The organism is Dokdonella aquatica, assembly GCF_051987395.1.
Lineage (GTDB): Bacteria > Pseudomonadota > Gammaproteobacteria > Xanthomonadales > Rhodanobacteraceae > Dokdonella.
The window spans coordinates 3,745,276-3,760,583 of sequence record NZ_CP197094.1; the positions used below are offsets into that span (position 1 = coordinate 3,745,276).

Annotated in this window: 17 protein-coding genes and 1 pseudogene; 13 read left to right on the forward strand and 5 right to left on the reverse strand. The window is 68.4% G+C overall.

The genetic code is table 11. From position 1 onward, the window contains the following. Nucleotides 1-47 precede the first annotated feature (47 nt). Complete coding sequence (locus ACQQ2N_RS16595) at nucleotides 48-437, reverse strand: MAPEG family protein (protein ID WP_440222682.1); 390 nt, start codon at nucleotides 435-437, stop codon at nucleotides 48-50. A gap of 59 nt (nucleotides 438-496) precedes the next feature. Further along, on the reverse strand, nucleotides 497-1,339 hold the full coding sequence (locus tag ACQQ2N_RS16600) for a glutaminyl-peptide cyclotransferase (protein WP_440222683.1): 843 nt from the start codon (nucleotides 1,337-1,339) through the stop codon (nucleotides 497-499). Between the two features lie 149 nt (nucleotides 1,340-1,488). Between ACQQ2N_RS16600 and ACQQ2N_RS16605 the strand changes: the two genes are divergently transcribed. Together ACQQ2N_RS16605 and trhO are read left to right on the forward strand one after the other, a co-directional pair. Beyond that, entirely contained in the window at nucleotides 1,489-4,206 is a 2,718-nt protein-coding gene (locus ACQQ2N_RS16605; RefSeq protein WP_440225789.1) for a S8 family serine peptidase, read from the forward strand. A 47-nt stretch (nucleotides 4,207-4,253) separates the two neighbouring features. After that, nucleotides 4,254-4,976 carry an oxygen-dependent tRNA uridine(34) hydroxylase TrhO gene (gene trhO / locus ACQQ2N_RS16610; protein ID WP_440222684.1) on the forward strand — a complete coding sequence of 241 codons (723 nt, stop codon included), beginning with the start codon at nucleotides 4,254-4,256 and terminating at the stop codon, nucleotides 4,974-4,976. On the opposite strand, the gene ACQQ2N_RS16615 is transcribed toward trhO, so the two are convergent. Continuing rightward, complete coding sequence (locus ACQQ2N_RS16615; protein ID WP_440222685.1) at nucleotides 4,977-5,156, reverse strand: hypothetical protein; 180 nt, start codon at nucleotides 5,154-5,156, stop codon at nucleotides 4,977-4,979. 209 nt (nucleotides 5,157-5,365) lie between these two features. Here ACQQ2N_RS16615 and ACQQ2N_RS16620 point away from each other — a divergent pair. The 10 genes and pseudogenes from ACQQ2N_RS16620 to ACQQ2N_RS16665 form a co-directional block, all read left to right on the forward strand. Further along, nucleotides 5,366-5,713 (forward strand): annotated as a pseudogene (locus tag ACQQ2N_RS16620) (histone H1-like repetitive region-containing protein); the annotation flags it as partial. A 303-nt stretch (nucleotides 5,714-6,016) separates the two neighbouring features. Then, a complete protein-coding gene (locus ACQQ2N_RS16625) occupies nucleotides 6,017-6,271 on the forward strand; it encodes a hypothetical protein (RefSeq protein WP_440225822.1) in 255 nt (84 codons plus the stop codon). A gap of 83 nt (nucleotides 6,272-6,354) precedes the next feature. Then, the gene (locus ACQQ2N_RS16630) at nucleotides 6,355-7,392 is read left to right on the forward strand and encodes a YncE family protein (RefSeq protein WP_440222686.1); all 1,038 of its coding nucleotides are present in this window, start codon (nucleotides 6,355-6,357) and stop codon (nucleotides 7,390-7,392) included. Then, entirely contained in the window at nucleotides 7,392-8,165 is a 774-nt protein-coding gene (locus ACQQ2N_RS16635) for a dimethylarginine dimethylaminohydrolase family protein (protein WP_440222687.1), read from the forward strand. Before ACQQ2N_RS16630 ends, ACQQ2N_RS16635 begins: the two co-directional genes overlap by 1 nt. Nucleotides 8,166-8,228: 63 nt before the next feature. After that, nucleotides 8,229-9,209 carry an LLM class flavin-dependent oxidoreductase gene (locus tag ACQQ2N_RS16640; RefSeq protein WP_440222688.1) on the forward strand — a complete coding sequence of 327 codons (981 nt, stop codon included), beginning with the start codon at nucleotides 8,229-8,231 and terminating at the stop codon, nucleotides 9,207-9,209. Between the two features lie 100 nt (nucleotides 9,210-9,309). Further along, nucleotides 9,310-10,017, forward strand: a complete 708-nt coding sequence (locus ACQQ2N_RS16645) for a hypothetical protein (RefSeq protein WP_440222689.1) — start codon at nucleotides 9,310-9,312, stop codon at nucleotides 10,015-10,017. 160 nt (nucleotides 10,018-10,177) lie between these two features. Then, on the forward strand, nucleotides 10,178-10,828 hold the full coding sequence (locus ACQQ2N_RS16650; protein WP_440222690.1) for an EscF/YscF/HrpA family type III secretion system needle major subunit: 651 nt from the start codon (nucleotides 10,178-10,180) through the stop codon (nucleotides 10,826-10,828). A 6-nt stretch (nucleotides 10,829-10,834) separates the two neighbouring features. Beyond that, nucleotides 10,835-11,827 (forward strand): hypothetical protein, encoded by a 993-nt coding sequence (locus ACQQ2N_RS16655; protein WP_440222691.1) that lies wholly within the window; start codon nucleotides 10,835-10,837, stop codon nucleotides 11,825-11,827. A 1-nt stretch (nucleotide 11,828) separates the two neighbouring features. Next, on the forward strand, nucleotides 11,829-12,491 hold the full coding sequence (locus ACQQ2N_RS16660; RefSeq protein WP_440222692.1) for a GNAT family N-acetyltransferase: 663 nt from the start codon (nucleotides 11,829-11,831) through the stop codon (nucleotides 12,489-12,491). Beyond that, on the forward strand, nucleotides 12,488-13,033 hold the full coding sequence (locus tag ACQQ2N_RS16665; protein WP_440222693.1) for a hypothetical protein: 546 nt from the start codon (nucleotides 12,488-12,490) through the stop codon (nucleotides 13,031-13,033). The genes ACQQ2N_RS16660 and ACQQ2N_RS16665 overlap by 4 nt, the downstream gene beginning before the upstream one ends. Nucleotides 13,034-13,068: 35 nt before the next feature. Here the strand turns inward: ACQQ2N_RS16665 and ACQQ2N_RS16670 are convergent, their stop codons facing one another. Beyond that, a complete protein-coding gene (locus tag ACQQ2N_RS16670; RefSeq protein ID WP_440222694.1) occupies nucleotides 13,069-13,758 on the reverse strand; it encodes a hypothetical protein in 690 nt (229 codons plus the stop codon). A gap of 11 nt (nucleotides 13,759-13,769) precedes the next feature. Next, the gene (locus ACQQ2N_RS16675) at nucleotides 13,770-14,081 is read right to left on the reverse strand and encodes a hypothetical protein (RefSeq protein WP_440222695.1); all 312 of its coding nucleotides are present in this window, start codon (nucleotides 14,079-14,081) and stop codon (nucleotides 13,770-13,772) included. A 150-nt stretch (nucleotides 14,082-14,231) separates the two neighbouring features. Between ACQQ2N_RS16675 and sctU the strand changes: the two genes are divergently transcribed. Continuing rightward, entirely contained in the window at nucleotides 14,232-15,305 is a 1,074-nt protein-coding gene (gene sctU / locus ACQQ2N_RS16680) for a type III secretion system export apparatus subunit SctU (protein ID WP_440222696.1), read from the forward strand. Nucleotides 15,306-15,308 lie beyond the last annotated feature (3 nt).

Genomic DNA, 15,308 nt, shown 5'->3' on the forward strand with positions numbered 1-15,308 from the left:
CCGGTGCACGATGCACGCCCGGCTCGCCACGGCGACCGGGCGTGCCCTCAGAGCAGCGGATACAGCAGCTGCAGCAGGCCCCACACCGACACGCCGAACACGAGCGTGCGCAGGTACGGCACGCCGGCCGCGTAGAGCGGCAGGTAGGCGACGCGCGCCCACACGTAGACCTGCGCAGCGAGCGTCGTGGTCGCGTCGGCGCGATCGGCTGCGACGACCGCGAGCACGAGCGCGGCGAAGAACGGAAACGTCTCGAGGAAATTGGCCTGCGCACGTTCGAGGCGTGCGGCGAGCCGTCCCGGCGGCGGTGGCGTGCCGTCGCGTGCGCCGACGTTCCAGCCGAGGCCGCGCTCGTGCGTCTTGACCGCGACGGTCGCCGCGACATGCACGAGGCCGAGCACGATGCTCCACGCGAGCCAGGTCAGTTCGGGACGCATCTCCGTACCTCGTGGTCAGGGGTGATCCGTACGCGTGCGCAGGCGGCGCGGTGGCATCATCATGGCTTGCGCGGGGTGAGGCGGATCTCGAACAGGTTGGGCCACAGCTTGCCCGTCACGAACAGGCGATCGTTCTTCGCGTCCCAGGCGATGCCGTTGAGCACGTCGACGGGCTGCGAGCGGTCGATGCGCTGCGCCAGCGGGCCGAGGTCGGCGAGGCCCGTCACGCGACCGCTCTTCGGGTCGATCATGACGATGTGGTTGTCGCCCCACACATTGGCGTAGATCTCGCCCTTGACGACCTCGAGCTCGTTGAGGCCGCGCACGGGCTTGCCGTTGAAGGTGACCGCGAGGCGGCCCGTTTCGGCGAGCGTCTTCGGATCCAGGAAGCGCAGCTGGTCGCTGCCGTCGCTCATGATGATGCGGGTGTCGTCGCGGGCCAGGCCCCAGCCCTCGCCCGTATAGGTGAACGTCGACACCTGCCTGAACGTGGCGAGGTCGTACACGAAACCGGTCTGGGTCTGCCACGTGATCTGGATGAGGCGATCGCCCCAGTCGGTCAGGCCTTCGCCGAAATGGCGTGCGTCGACGTCGTGCCGGCGCAGGACCTTGCCGGTCTCGAGCTCGACCTTGCGCACGCTGGAGCGGCCGTTGAGGCCGGTGCTCTCGTAGAGTGCGCCGTCCCGCCACAGCAGGCCCTGCGTGAACGCGCCGCGGTCGTGCGGGTAGGTCGCCACGATCTCGACATCGTGCATGCGCGGTGGCCGCGCGGCTTCGGTGACGAGGGCCGCTTCCGCCGCGTGCAGTACCGGCGCAGCGGCGACCAGGGCGATGCCGAGTACCTGGCTTGCGGGTCTGCGTGCGCGAACGGCGCTGCGCGCGAGGGGATGGCTGGACGGCATGTGGCGGCGAGGCAGTGGCGAACGCCTGCGATGGTAGCGCGCCGGGGCGATACGGTGGCGTACGCGCGGTCTGGCCTGACAACCCCGCCGTGAAACGTCTACCATCGACGGTTCGTCGTATCGCTCGGGGAGAGATGTCCTTGAATCGCATGTCCGTCGCTGCGCTCGCCGCAGCCATCGCCGGTGTGGCCGGCTTCGCCCATGTACCGCATGTCGTCGTCGCCAGCGCGTTCGCGCAGTCGCAGGCCACCGCAGGATCGTGGCTGCGCGTCGAAGCGACGCGTGCGCAACTCGCAGGTTCGCTGGGCCGTGATGCCGGCGCGATCGACTACGGTCGCTTCCAGTGGGTGTCCGCCGCGTCGGTCGATGCCGTCGCGCTGCGTGCGGCGGGTTTTGCGGTGACCGACGTCGTCGATCCGTTCGTGCTCGACCTCGGTGGCCTGCGCTTCGACCCGATCCAGTCGGCACCTGCATCGACGCGCGATGCATCGGGCGGTCATGACTGGCAGATCGTGCAGTTCGACGGCCCGGCCAAGCCCGAATGGCTGGACGGCTTGCGCGGGGCAGGCCTCGAGGTCGCCCAGTACGTGCATCCTTATGCCTACGTCGTGTGGGGCGATGCCACGCAGCGCGCAGCGGCGTCGGCCGGCGCGCACGTGCGCTGGGCAGGCGCGTTCGCCGCGGAGTTCAGGCTGCATCCCGACCAGCGTGCGCTCGGTCCGGCCGTGCGGCAGACCATGGCGCTCGTGAGCCGGCATGCCGATGCGGCCGTCTGGCAGGCCGATCTCGCTGCACGTGGCGGCACGCTCAAGAGCGCGACGCCGCTCGACACGCACTTCGTCGTCGTCGAGTTCGACGCGCCCGGCAGTGCGTACGCGGACATCGCCGCGATCCCCGGCGTGTACACCGTGCAGGCCGTCCCGACCGACGGCGGACCGCGTGGCGAGATGAACGGACAGTCGATCGTGGGCGGATATGGTGCAGGCCCCGCCTACACGGTCGTTCCGGGTTATCCGGCCTGGCTCGCGGCCCTCGGCTACAACGGAGCCGGCGTCATCGCCGCCGTCGTCGACGGCGGCGTACGCACGACCCACCAGGATCTGGCATCCCAGATGAGCCCCTGCGTGTCCGCGGGCGGCACGCCGACGACGTGCACCACCAGCAACGACAGTCACGGCACGCACGTCGCCAGCGCGATCGCCGGCATCGGCACGCCGACCGCACTGCTGAACGGCTTCATCCGCGGGCAGGGCATCGCACCGGGCGCGAAGGTCGTGCAGCAGCGCTACAACGCGTTCCTCGGCGGCGGCTCGGGCGGCATGATCACGAACGGCATGCTGACGATCTACAAGGAATCCTCGCTGAGCAGCGCGGTGCTCACGAACAATTCGTGGGGGCCGGGGGGAAGCCCGGTGGGCTACAACATCCCGACCCAGCAGGTCGACATCGTCGCCCGCGACGCGAATCCCGACGTGCCGGGCAACCAGCAGATCCTCAACGTCTGGTCGGTCATGAACGGCAACGGCGACGGCAGCGGCGCATGCGCCCCGAGTGCGCTGGGCTCGCCGGACGAAGCCAAGAACCTGTTCGCGGTCGGCTCGACGAAGATGCAGAACAATTCGGGCGCCCAGTTGAGCTCGATCTTCGACATCTCGAGCAATTCGGCGCACGGCAACGCCTGTGACGGACGTCGCCGTCCCGATATCGTCGCTCCGGGCTGCAGCACCGACAGCGCCACCGGCACGAGCAACACCTCGTACGGTTTCATGTGCGGCACATCGATGGCCTCCCCGGTCGTGACCGGCGCGGCATCGGTGTTCATCGAGAAGTACCGTGCGGAACACGCGGGTGCCACGCCGAGTCCTGCGCTCGTGAAGGCCGCGTTCACGGCGGTCGCGACGAATCTCGAGGGCTTCCGCGACGCCGACAACCGCGTGATGGGACATCGCCCCGATCGTTTCCAGGGCTACGGTCGCATCGATCTCGACGCGACCGTCAATGCCGCCGAGCCGATGTTCTCGATCGACCAGAGCGAACTGTTCACGACGACCGGCCAGGCCTGGACGCGCTCGCTGACGGCGGCCGACCCGTCCAGGCCCATCCGCGTCATGCTCGCGTGGACCGATGCCAAGGGCCATGGCCTCGGTGGCACGACGCCGGCGTGGGTCAACAACCTCGACCTCGCCGTCACCACCTCGTCGGGGACGTTCCTCGGCAACGTGGTCGGTACCGACGGCTGGTCCGCGACCGGCGGCACGGCTGACGACAAGAACAATCTCGAGGGCGTGTTCCTCTCGCCGGCACAGCATGGCGGCTCGGTACAGCTCACCGTCACCGCCGCGAACATCGCCGGCGATGCGCTGAATCCCTACACGCCCGGTACGCCGGCGCAGGATTTCGCGCTCGTCTGCTACAACTGCCAGGAGCAGGCCATCCTCGGAACCGCGGATCTTGGCCTTTCGCTCGCTGCGTCGCCGTCGACGGTCACGGTCGGTGACACGCTCACGTTCACGGCGAGCATCGTCAACTTCGGTCCCGACGATGCTTCGGGCGTGCGCTTCACGCTCGACCTGCCGGAAGGCCTTGCGTACGCCTCGTCGCGCGTCGTCCAGGGAGCCACGGCGTGGGCATGCCAGGCCGTGGCGCAGGAGGTCACGTGCGACCTGACGGGCGGTGCCCTGGCGTCGGGCGAGTTCGCGACGGTGCTGCAGGTTGCGACGACGGTGGAATCGGGTGCAGGCGCATCGCTCGTGGCCACGGGCAACGTGTCGGCGACGCAGTTCACCGATACGCGACCGTCGAACAACACGGTGGTCACGCCGGTGCGCATCGGTGACGACCTGTTCGCGGACGGCTTCGATCCCTGATCGGAACATGCCTGTCCCGCCCCGGCGGGGCAGGCGTCCCCTCGACGATGTTCACGCATGTTGCCGGCTACCGGTTCGTCGAGATCGACGATCCGGACACGCTCGTCGGGATCCTGCACGCGCGAGCCGATGCGCTCGCGTTGCGCGGCACGATCCTCGTCGCCCGCGAAGGGCTGAACCTGTTCCTCGCCGGTGCGCCCGCGTCGGTCGATGCTTTCCTGCGCGAACTGCGCGATGACGTGCGCTTCGCCGGCCTTCCGGTGCACGTGACCGGCGCCGAGACGCTGCCGTACGCGCGCCTCAAGGTGTGCCACAAGCGCGAGATCATCACGTTCCGCGATGACGACACCAGCCCGCTGCACCGGCGCGCGCCCGGCGTGACGCCTGCCGCGCTCGCCCGCTGGATCGCGCAGGGCTGCGACGACGGCGGGCGTCGTGTCGTGCTTCTCGACACGCGCAACCGCGAGGAGGTGGCGCACGGTACGTTCGCGGGGGCGGTGACCTTGCCGATCGACCGTTTCACCGAGCTTCCGACGGCCATCGACGCGTTGCGGGACGGACTGCGCGACGCGACCGTCGTGAGCTTCTGCACGGGTGGCATCCGCTGCGAGAAGGCGGCACTGTGGATGGGCGACCACGGCATCGGCGATGTCGTGCAACTCGAGGGTGGCATCCTCGGCTACTTCGCGCAGGTCGGCGGCTACGGCTACGAAGGCGAGTGCTTCGTGTTCGACGGGCGCGTCGCGCTCGCGCCGCCCGCGACGGACTGATCATCCACGGTCGAGGGGACCGTCGCGCAGGCTCGGCGTGCGATCGTCGCCATCGAACGCGTCGAGTGCGGCGGCCACGTGGCAGGCAGGGCACATGACGATGTCGTCACTGCGCAGTTCGGGTCGTGCATCGACGAAGTCGGTGCCACAGTGGGTGCAATGCAGGCGAACGACGGACATCGGAACCTCCGCGGGCGTGGGGGCGATGTGGCGCGTTGGAGCCGATGCAGTGTGGACAAGCCGGCCTTAATTTTCCGCAAATCCGGCGTAGGCAACGGCGCATCGCGACGCGTCGCGCCCGAGCGCGCTAACGGTCGGTAAAGGTAAGGCCTGCTACGTACGCGGCATCCGGCGTCCTGCCGGTTTGTCCGCAGTGAGGAGTCATCCGCATGAGCCCGACCGCAACGCGCAAGTCCGCATCCGCGAAGAAGACCGCGTCGAAGAAGACCGCCGTGAAGAAGGTCTCGGCCCGCAAGGCCGCCACCAGGAAGAGCGCCACCAAGCGCGCATCGAGCGCCGCACGCAAGACGGCACCGGCGCGTGCAACCGCGAAGAAGGCCACTCCGCGTCGCGCGGCGTCGGCGGGCAAGGGTGTCGCCGTCAAGAAGCGCGCAGTGGGCAAGGCTGCAGCGACGAAGCGCGCTTCGTCGAAGGCTCCCGCGAAGAACGCCGTCGCAAGGAAGGCCGTCACGAAGAAGGCGATCGCGAGGAAGTCCGTCGCGAAGAAGACGATCGCGAAGAAGTCTGTCCCGAAGAAGTCTGTCGCGAAGAAGGCTGCCGTGAAGAAGGTCGTGGCCAGCGCGAAGAAGGTCGCGGCGAAGAAGGTGGCAGCGAAGAAGGTCGCGCCGGCGAAGAAGCCCGTCTCGCGCGTCGCGGCGCCGCGCGAGGCCCGCGCTGCGGCAAGCGCGTCTCCCGCGAAGAAGGCGGTGCAGAAGCGTGAAGCCGGAGCGGCGCGCGTGACGCCGCTGCGTCGCACGCCGGTGCCGACGCCGCAGTTGGAACGTCCGCGCAGACCGCGCAAGGCGGCGAAGCCTCCAGTGGTGTCGCCCGAGGTCGCGCGCGAGCATTTCCTCGAGGTGCTCGAGGCGAAGAAGCAGCGCAATGCGGAAGGCCCTTCGTATCCCGCCGCCAACGCGTTCACGGGACGCCACGACGTCGATGCGCAGGCGGCCGGTCTGCCCTCGAGCGACGCGGCAGTGCCGAGTGTCCCGGGCACGGCGCATGCGCCGGAATCGACGTATGGCGCATCGCTCGTGCACGCGCGCGGCAATCAGGGCATGCGCAAGCAGCGTTGACGCCGAGCAGTCCGGGCCGAACGGCACGGTGGCTCGCGCGGTGGATGGGTTAAGGTCGTGGCGTACCCCTCGAGGAGATCGTCATGACCTTTCCCTCCATCGCGCGCAACGCCCTCGCGCTCGCACTCGGTTCGGTGTTGTCTGGTGCGGTACTCGCGGCCGATGTCCTGCTCGTCGGCAACAAGAGTGCGGCGTCGGTGCACGCGCTCGATCTGGCCAGTGGCGAGAAGGTCGCCGAGTTCGCGACACGCACCGGCCCGCACGAGATCGAGGTCTCGCCCGACCGTCGCTTCGCGGTCGTCTCCGACTACGGTGACGGCAAGAGCGCCGGCAACACGATCACGGTCATCGACTGGCCGGCCCGCAAGGTCGCGCGCACGATCGATCTGGGCGATGCGAAGCGTCCGCACGGCATGCGCTTCCTTCCCGACGGCCGTCGCCTCGTCGCGACGACGGAAGGCAGCGGACAGCTCACGGAAGTCGACATCGTCGACGGCAAGGTGCTGCGTCGCATCGACGTGGGCGAGGGCAAGCCGCACATGGTCGCGATCTCGCCCGACGGGCGCAAAGCCTATGTCACGCAGGTCGGCTCCGGCATGCTCAGCGTGGTCGACCTCGATACCGGGACCAAGACCGCCGACGTCGCCACCGGCAAGGGCGCCGAAGGCATCGCGATCACGCGCGACGGCAGCGAGGTCTGGGTCAGCAACCGCGAGGACGACACCGTCTCGATCGTCGATGCGGCGTCGCTGAAGATCGTCGCGACCTTGCCGAGCAAGGGCTTCCCGATCCGCATCGCGTTCTCGCCCGACGACCGCCACGCGCTCGTGACCAACGCGAAAGCCGCCGTGCTCGAGGTCTTCGATCGCCCGGCACGCCGCTCGATCGCACGCATCGCGCTCGACGAGCCCGGCGTGACCTATCAGCCGAGCATGCTCGGCGAGACGGCGCTGCCGATCGGCGCACGCGTCGATCCCGACGGCAAGCGTGCCTACGCGGCGGTCAGCGGTGGTGACGTGGTCGCCGTCATCGACACGGCGACGTGGAAAGTCGTCTCGCGCTGGCGTACGGGCCGCGAACCCGACGCGCTCGCGATCATCCGCGGCACCGGTACGGACTGATGCGCTTCACGCGTGCGATCGTGAGGCCGCCGGGTTCGACGTTCGCACGCGGTCTCGTGCGCGAACCGCTCGGCACGCCGAGCCTCGAACTCGCGCTGCTGCAGCATCAGCGTTACTGCGATGCGCTGCTCGAATGCGGGCTCGCGTTGACGAGGATGCCGGCATCCGACGAACTCGCCGATGCGCCGTTCGTCGAGGACACGGCGCTGATCGCGCGCGGGCGCGCGATCACGACGCGCCCCGGCGCACCGTCGCGCCTCGGCGAGGTGACCGACGTGCACGAGGCCCTCGTCGCACGCGGTTTCGAGCCCGATGCGATACGCGAGCCCGGCACGCTCGACGCGGGCGACATCTGCGAGGCCGGCGATGTCGTGTTCATCGGCGTGTCGGACCGGACCAACGACGAAGGCGCCCGTCAGCTCGCGACGTGGCTTCGCGCGCTCGGGCTCGAGACGCGCGTCGTCGACGTGCGCGGCCAGCGCTCGATCCTGCACCTCAAGAGCGGCGTGTCCTGGCTCGGCGACGGCCGCCTGCTCGTGATTCCCGAACTCGCCGGCCATGCGGCCTTCGAGGGTTTCGAGAAGGTCGTGGTCGATGCGAGCGAGGCGTACGCCGCGAACGCCGTGCGCGTCAACGATCGCGTGCTGCTCGCCGCAGGACATCCGCGCACCGAGGCGAGGCTGCGCGAACTCGGCCTTCTGCCGCTCGTGCTCGACATGTCCGAGTTCGCGAAGCTCGACGGCGGCCTGAGCTGCCTGTCGCTACGTTTCTGACGCGGCTCTGGGGTTCCGCCGACGCGTCCCCATCTGGGACGCGACGTTCCATCGAAGCCTGTCATGATCCCTTATTCCGTCCTCGACCTCGCGCCCGTCGCCGAGGGTTCCGATGTTGCCCGCGCCTTCGCGAACATGGTCTCGCTCGCGCAGCACGCCGAGTCGCTCGGCTACACGCGCTACTGGCTCGCCGAGCATCACAACATGCCGGGTATCGCGAGCGCCGCAACGGCCGTGCTGATCGGTCACGTGGCCGGCGCCACGCGCACGATCCGCGTCGGCTCGGGCGGCATCATGCTGCCCAACCATGCACCGCTGCAGGTCGCCGAGCAGTTCGGCACGCTCGCGAGCCTGTACCCGGGACGCATCGATCTCGGCCTCGGGCGTGCGCCCGGCACGGACCAGGCGACCGCGAGGGCCTTGCGCCGTTACCACGACAGTGCCGAAGCGTTTCCCGAGGATGTCGCGGAGCTGCTGCGTTACTTCGAGCCCGCGGGTCCGGGCCAGCCGGTGCGCGCGGTACCCGGTGCCGGTGTCGATGTGCCCGTGTGGCTGCTCGGATCGAGCCTGTTCAGTGCGCGCCTCGCCGCGATGCTCGGGCTGCCTTTCGCGTTCGCATCGCATTTCGCGCCCGACGCGATGACCCAGGCGCTGCAGCTCTACCGGCGCGACTTCCGCCCCTCGGCACGTCTCGCGGCACCGCACGCGATGCTCGCGGTCAACGTGGTCGCGGCCGATACCGACGCCGAGGCGCGTCGCCTGTTCACGACGCAGCAGCAGGCCTTCGTGAACCTGCGCCGCGGCCGCCTCGGCCTCGTGCCGCCGCCGATCGACGACATCGAGGCGTTCTGGACACCGATCGAGAAGGTCGGCGTCGAGCACGCACTGGCCTGCGCCGTGATCGGCGACGCGGCGCGCGTGCGCGAGGGCCTGCATGCGTTCGTCGATCGCCACGGTCTGGACGAACTCATGCTGACGGCGAACATCCACGACCACGATGCACGCCTGCGATCGTTCGAGATCGCCGCGCAGGCCTTCACCTGAACGCACGACACTCGACTATCCGCTGAACACGTGTCGCGCGCCGGGTTGTCGACGCGCGGCGACGATGCGAAGAATCGGCATTCCCACGATGGAGGTCGTCATGCCGATTCCGAGCCGTGTGCTGTTCCTGCCTTTCGCATTCCTCGCCGCATCGACATCCGGATTCGCTGCGACGTGCGCTTCGCCCGCGACGATCCTCGATCTTCGCGAGGATTCGCTCTCGGCCTACGACGATGCTCCCGCGGCCACGCGTGATCGCATCGTGCGCGACGTTCTCGGCGCAGCCGCCGATGGCGCGCGGGTCGGCAAGGGCGTGACCGGCGCATTTACCCAGCCGGGGCGTGCGCAGACCGTCCACCTCGTGCAGCGTGATCCGGCGGTCGCGGCGGATCCGCGGCAACCCGAGGCGATCCTTGCCGTCTACGAAGGCGAGCGCCTCGCCGCGAAACTTCCCACCTCGCTCGGCAGCACGATCCAGTCCGTCGTGAAGGGCGGTCCCTCGAGGGTCGACACGCTGGTGCTGCGCGTCGATTTCTACAACATGGGGCAGGGCAGCTCGAGCTTCGCCGCTGTCGATCTCGAGGGCGGTACCTTGCACGAGCGGCGTCGTTTCGATGCGGCCCTCGAGGATGCCTGCGGCGACGAGCGCTTCGGCGGGTTCGTCGAAGCGACCGTGATCACCTCGTGCGCTGGCGACGCACCGCCGACGTGGTCGATGGCGCGCTGGAAAGGGCGCTGCGTCGACGGCAAGGCGCCTGCCGCGAAAGCCTTCGAGTCGGTCTCCGCAGGCGATGCGGCCAAACCCTGATCGCGGCGCGCGGGATCCGTTCAGGGTAAACCCTAGTTAGGGTATGTCCCGGCTCACAACGCCGATCCGGCGGAGCAAGATGGCTCCACTGGCAGCGCAGGGAAATCTTTCCACGCACTGCTGTAGCGGGTAAACGATCCCAACCATTTGGAGGTGGAAAATGTCTATCGGTGGCGGCGGCAACTTTCTGAGCAGCATCGGTTCGATCGTCGGCGGCATCTTCGGTGGCCCGATTGGCGCCATGATCGGCCAGATGGCGGGGCAGCTGCTCTCCGGCATCGTCGACCAGGCGATCAACAACCTGCCGATCGATCAGCCGTTCAAGGAGCTCATCAGCGCCGGCTTCAAGGCGGGCATGGGCGACGTCGGCGGCGCGATCCAGGATGCCAACGAGTTCATCGAGCAGCTCGGCAAGGCCACGGGCGGTTCGCAGGCGGACATCGCCTCGCTGCAGCGTGACGTCAAGGAGCTGCAGGACTCCGTGACCGACCTGTTCACGAAGGCGATCGCGCAGCAGGGCCTCGAGCGTGAAGACGCCGGCGCCGACGGTGCGTGCTCGAAGACGGCTGGCAAGGGCGGCGCCGGTGGCGCGGCCGGCTGGATCCGTGCGATGGCCGAGGCGCTCGGCAAGCAGCTCGACGCGCTCGCCGACGAACTGCAGGACGCCGTCGACAACATCGACAAGGAAGATCCGAGCACGATGGCCGAGTTCCAGACCATCTCGCAGCAGTTCTCGACCCTGATGAACGCCGCGACGACCGCGATCAAGTCGATCGGTGAAGGCATGTCCTCGGCGGTTCGCAAGAACTGATCCGGCATGCAGGATGGGAAGACGGGCCGCTTGCGGCCCGTTTTCTTTGAAGCAGGCCACGTTTTTACCCTTGTTCCACGCGTCGCAATCGCCTTTCTTTCACGTTTTTCGAATCACGCAACGACTACAGTGATCGAGGTCGATCGCTTGGAAACGGCTCCGGAGGTCAACATGCTGAGGACTCGTCGCGTTCCAGGATTCGTCTTCGTCGTCGCATCGTTCGTACTCGCCCCTGGTGCCGTTTCGGCGCAGAGCATCGGCGGCGATTCGATGATGTTCGACGTCCCCAATTACGGCCAGTCGATCTTCTACGGCAGCGTCTTCACCGAGGACTACCGCAACAAGGTCTCGGGCAAGGCGCGCAAGGCCAAAGCGTCCGCACGTGCGGAGCAGCGCCTTGCGCGAGCCGAGGCGCGTGCGTCGTCCACACGCGACGTTCCCGTCGCGACAGTCGGCAGCGAAGCCGTCTACCCGCGCGACGCGTACCGCGTGAGCTACGACCCGTCGGTATCCGATGCGGTCAAGAGCGACTACATCCGTGGCATGGCGCAGTCGACCAACGAGAAGACCGCGCGCGAGCTCGATACGTACTACACGCGCAACGACGTGCGCGACCTCTTCAACACCGCGATCAAGCCCTACGGGCTGCGCGATGACGATCTCGCCGACATCACGTCGGCGCATCTCGTGGTCATGTGGATGACCGCGAACGACGCGCCGCTGCCGACGACCGACCAGGTCCACGGTGTCGTCGCGCAAATCCAGGAGCAGATGGCCGAGAGCGGCGCCAACCCTCCCGACGCGGCGACGCGCCAGCGCATCGCCGAGGCGATGATGTACCAGACCGTCACGCTGATCCGCGTGCGCGAGCAGGCGCAGGCGCAGAACGCCACGCAGTACCTCGCCACGCTCGCCGATTCGGCGCAGGACGTCATGGCCCGCCAGAACGTCGACCTGCGTGCCCTGTCGCTGACGTCGTCCGGCCTGGAGTTGCGCTGAGATGTCCGCACCCCAGGCACTGCCTTCCGCATCCACGGCATCCCACGCCCGCGATGCGGGCCGTCGCCGCGAACCGCGTCGCGATTATCCCGGCGCGACCCTGCTCGCGACGCATCGACTGACGCTGCGCGGTCTTCGCCTGTCCGACGTCGACGACCTCTCCGATCTGCACGCGCACGAACGCGTGCGTGCCTTGCTTCTCGAGAACGTGCCGATCGGTTTTCTCGAGACGGTCGGCCTGATCGTGCGTGCCAACCATCTCTACACCGATTCGCCGGGCCTCGGCATCTGGCACGCACGCGATGCGGCGGGTGCGTTCGTGGGGCTGTTTTCGCTCGTGCCGGTGCTCGGCGCCGAGCACGACATCGAGCTCGGCGCTCGCCTCATGCCGGCCGCGTTCGGCAAGCTCTACTCTCTCGAGGGCGCGAGGGCGCTGCGCGACCACGCGTTCGGTGCGCTTCAGTTGCCGCGCCTGCGCGGCTTCTGCCATCCCGACAACCATGCCGTCCCGGCGATCTTCCGTCGCCTCGGGTTCGGCGAGGCCGGTCCGACCGAGCACCTCGGGCGCGAGGCCTTGTCGTTCCAGCTCGAGCGCGCCGACTGGGTGCGGGCATCCCATCATTCCGGAGCCGTCCGACGCGACGGCCGAAGCGAGGTCGCATGAATGCACACCTGAAGGAAGCACCGTCGTCCTGGCCGATCGGCAACGACCCCGCGGTCTCGGCACAGGTGCGCGCCGAGCTCGTGGAGTCGATCGTGGCAAAGGGAGGCGTCTCGGCCGAGCAGGTCGAGCGCGAGCTCGCCGCGCGCGACGTCGGCGCCGCCTTCGATGCACGTTTCGCCTCGACGGGACTCGACCGGTTCGACCTCGCCGACATGCTCACTGCACAGATCGTCGGCCTCTGGAGCATCGTGCACGGTGCGGCGTTGCCGACGCCCGAGGTGTCCCGCGCCGTAAGCCGCCAGCTTGCCGGGTCGTTGAACGGTCGCGACGACGCGACCGATCCGCGCCGCCGCCAGCTGGTCGGCGAGGCACTCGTGTACGAAACCATGCTTGCGCTCGAGGCCTGGGACGACGTCAAGGCATCCGGCGATCGCGCCGCGCTGCAGCGCATGGCCGAGACGACGCAGAAGAACATGCTCAACCGCCAGGCGATCAACCTGAGGAAGACGCGCCTGAGCGTGCGGGGCATGCAACGCGTCTGAGCGCGCTGCCGGTGGCATCGATGCGCCGGGTTCGCTCAGAGATTGCGGACGAGCCAGCCTGGCGGCACGGCCACGGGCGGCTCGATGCCGCCCGCGATCGCCGCCTGTGCGACCGCGGATGCCTTGGCGCCTTGCGTCCACGCGGCCGCGATGGCGGCGAGGCGTTGCCTCGTCCCGCGCATGTAGACGCCTTCGAGTTCGGTCTGCGTGTCGGCCTCGAGCTTGCGCGGGTAGAGCGTGCGCGCGTCGTCATCGGCGTTGACGAGGTCGACGAGGCGCTCGAGCACCTGCGCATAGACCTCCTCGCCGAGCCGCGTGCGTTGCGTGCCTTGCGCGTACCACGCGGTCAGGAACTCGATCGGTCCGTACTGGCGTCGCGGCGCCGACGAGCCGAACAGCGAGCCGGCAAGAGCACCGCTGACCTGCGTGCCGGCCTCCCAGAGTCGACTCGCACCCCACGCGGTGAGCTGGCCGCCGGGCAGGTCGTTGCGACGCAGGCCGACCCCGAGCGTCGCGGCGAGCGCACGGCGCGCCGTGTCGTCGTTGCCCTCGGCGATCGTCACGAGCAGCTTGAGGAAGGTCGGATAGCCTTCGTCGTCGCCGAGGCGGCGAGCGACGCGCTTGAGCAGGGCAAGGCGGAAATCGGCATCGCGGTTGAACACGAGCGCACCCGCGAGACGGCCCGCGGACGCCACGATCGGATGCCGCACGGCAGCCGTGTTCATCGGGGCGTGGTTCAGCGCAGGCCGGCGAGGATCGTGTCGACGGCGTGGTCGAGGTCGGCGGAGCTGCCGGTCTGCACGAACGTCGGCGCGCCGAGATCGAGGCGCGGAGCAGATCCCTGCCACACGTCGGTCGCGAGCAGGGCTTCGCCGGGATCACGCGATGCACCACGCGCGTCGACCTCGGAAACCTCGAGGCCTGCTTCGGACGCAACGCCGCCGTGCAGGCCGTCGAGGGCCAGGCGGGTGGGATCGAGCGCCGCCGCAAGCTCCGCGTCGAGCGGCTTGAGCAGCGAGGATCCGATGTTGTCCGAAGGAATCTTCATCATGGTTTCCAGAGGGCCATGGCCACAGGGCCGGATGACCGCATGCGCAGACTATAGCGTGACACGGTTCGCAGCATCTGGGGTTAACCCTTGCGCCTCCCCGGCGGCGACGGCCCGATACTACGGACATGCGCTTGGCGGACATCCTGAATGAGCGGCAAGAACAACGACAGCGGCGACCGCACCGAGAAACCGACACCCAAGAAGCTCAAGGATGCGCGCAAGGACGGCGACGTCCACAAGAGCAAGGAGCTCAGCAGCACCGTGCTCGTGCTGGTCTGGCTGATGGCGGTATGGCTGCTGACGCCTGCGTACTACCGTTATCTCGAGGGCCTGTTCGAGGGCATGTTCGACGCGATCGCTCGACCGGGCACGGTCGCGCTGCATCAGGCGATGGAGCAGGGCACGATGGCGCTGCTCGTGCTCACGGTGCCGGTCATGATGGTCGCCGGCATCCTCGGTCTTTTCACCGACTACATCCAGATCGGCACGGTGTTCGCGCCCAAGCGCGTCAAGCCCGACATCTCGCGCCTGAATCCGGCCGAGGGCATCAAGAACATGTTCTCTCGCGACAACCTCGTCGAGGTGGTCAAGTCGATCTTCAAGACCGCAGGGCTCACGGTCATCTTCCTCATCGTACTGTGGTCGCTGCTGCCACAGTACATCGAACTGCCCCTCGGGCAGGCCGGCAACATCGGCAGCGCGCATTGGGCCGGCATGCTGCGCATGGGCGCGTGGACGGTGTTCGTGTTCTTCTTCGTCTCCGCGCTCGATGCGTTCTACCAGCGCTTCTCGTTCATCAAGCGCCTGCGCATGAGCCGGCGCGACATCCGCCAGGAATCCAAGGAGAGCGAAGGTGATCCGCACATCAAGGGCCGCAGGCGCCAGCTGCACCAGGAGTGGTCGCAGCAGAACATGCTGCACTCCGTGCGCAAGTCGAGCGTGGTCGTGACGAACCCGACCCACGTAGCGGTGGCGCTGCACTACGAGCCCGGAGAGACCGAGCTGCCGGTCGTCGTCGCCAAGGGCGAGGACCACGAGGCCGCGATGATCCGCAAGGCCGCCGAGGAGGCCGGCGTGCCGATCATGCAGAACGTCGCGCTGGCGCGCGGACTCAACGAGAACGTCGAGGTCGACGACTACGTCACGTCGGAGTTCTTCCAGGCTGTCGCCGAGGTGCTGCGCTGGGCCGAGGACATCCGCAACGCGCGCGACGGCAAGTGACGC

Excerpts from the sequence above, each read along its gene's own strand:
- ACQQ2N_RS16665 (WP_440222693.1), top strand. The coding sequence starts at position 12,488 with ATGAATGCACACCTGAAGGAAGCACCGTCGTCCTGGCCGATCGGCAAC.
- ACQQ2N_RS16600 (WP_440222683.1), bottom strand. The coding sequence starts at position 1,339 with ATGCCGTCCAGCCATCCCCTCGCGCGCAGCGCCGTTCGCGCACGCAGA.
- ACQQ2N_RS16605 (WP_440225789.1), top strand. The coding sequence starts at position 1,489 with ATGTCCGTCGCTGCGCTCGCCGCAGCCATCGCCGGTGTGGCCGGCTTC.
- sctU (WP_440222696.1), top strand. The coding sequence starts at position 14,232 with ATGAGCGGCAAGAACAACGACAGCGGCGACCGCACCGAGAAACCGACA.
- trhO (WP_440222684.1), top strand. The coding sequence starts at position 4,254 with ATGTTCACGCATGTTGCCGGCTACCGGTTCGTCGAGATCGACGATCCG.
- ACQQ2N_RS16655 (WP_440222691.1), top strand. The coding sequence starts at position 10,835 with ATGCAGGATGGGAAGACGGGCCGCTTGCGGCCCGTTTTCTTTGAAGCA.
- ACQQ2N_RS16635 (WP_440222687.1), top strand. The coding sequence starts at position 7,392 with ATGCGCTTCACGCGTGCGATCGTGAGGCCGCCGGGTTCGACGTTCGCA.
- ACQQ2N_RS16645 (WP_440222689.1), top strand. The coding sequence starts at position 9,310 with ATGCCGATTCCGAGCCGTGTGCTGTTCCTGCCTTTCGCATTCCTCGCC.
- ACQQ2N_RS16615 (WP_440222685.1), bottom strand. The coding sequence starts at position 5,156 with ATGTCCGTCGTTCGCCTGCATTGCACCCACTGTGGCACCGACTTCGTC.
- ACQQ2N_RS16660 (WP_440222692.1), top strand. The coding sequence starts at position 11,829 with ATGTCCGCACCCCAGGCACTGCCTTCCGCATCCACGGCATCCCACGCC.
- ACQQ2N_RS16670 (WP_440222694.1), bottom strand. The coding sequence starts at position 13,758 with ATGAACACGGCTGCCGTGCGGCATCCGATCGTGGCGTCCGCGGGCCGT.
- ACQQ2N_RS16595 (WP_440222682.1), bottom strand. The coding sequence starts at position 437 with ATGCGTCCCGAACTGACCTGGCTCGCGTGGAGCATCGTGCTCGGCCTC.
- ACQQ2N_RS16675 (WP_440222695.1), bottom strand. The coding sequence starts at position 14,081 with ATGAAGATTCCTTCGGACAACATCGGATCCTCGCTGCTCAAGCCGCTC.
- ACQQ2N_RS16640 (WP_440222688.1), top strand. The coding sequence starts at position 8,229 with ATGATCCCTTATTCCGTCCTCGACCTCGCGCCCGTCGCCGAGGGTTCC.
- ACQQ2N_RS16650 (WP_440222690.1), top strand. The coding sequence starts at position 10,178 with ATGTCTATCGGTGGCGGCGGCAACTTTCTGAGCAGCATCGGTTCGATC.
- ACQQ2N_RS16630 (WP_440222686.1), top strand. The coding sequence starts at position 6,355 with ATGACCTTTCCCTCCATCGCGCGCAACGCCCTCGCGCTCGCACTCGGT.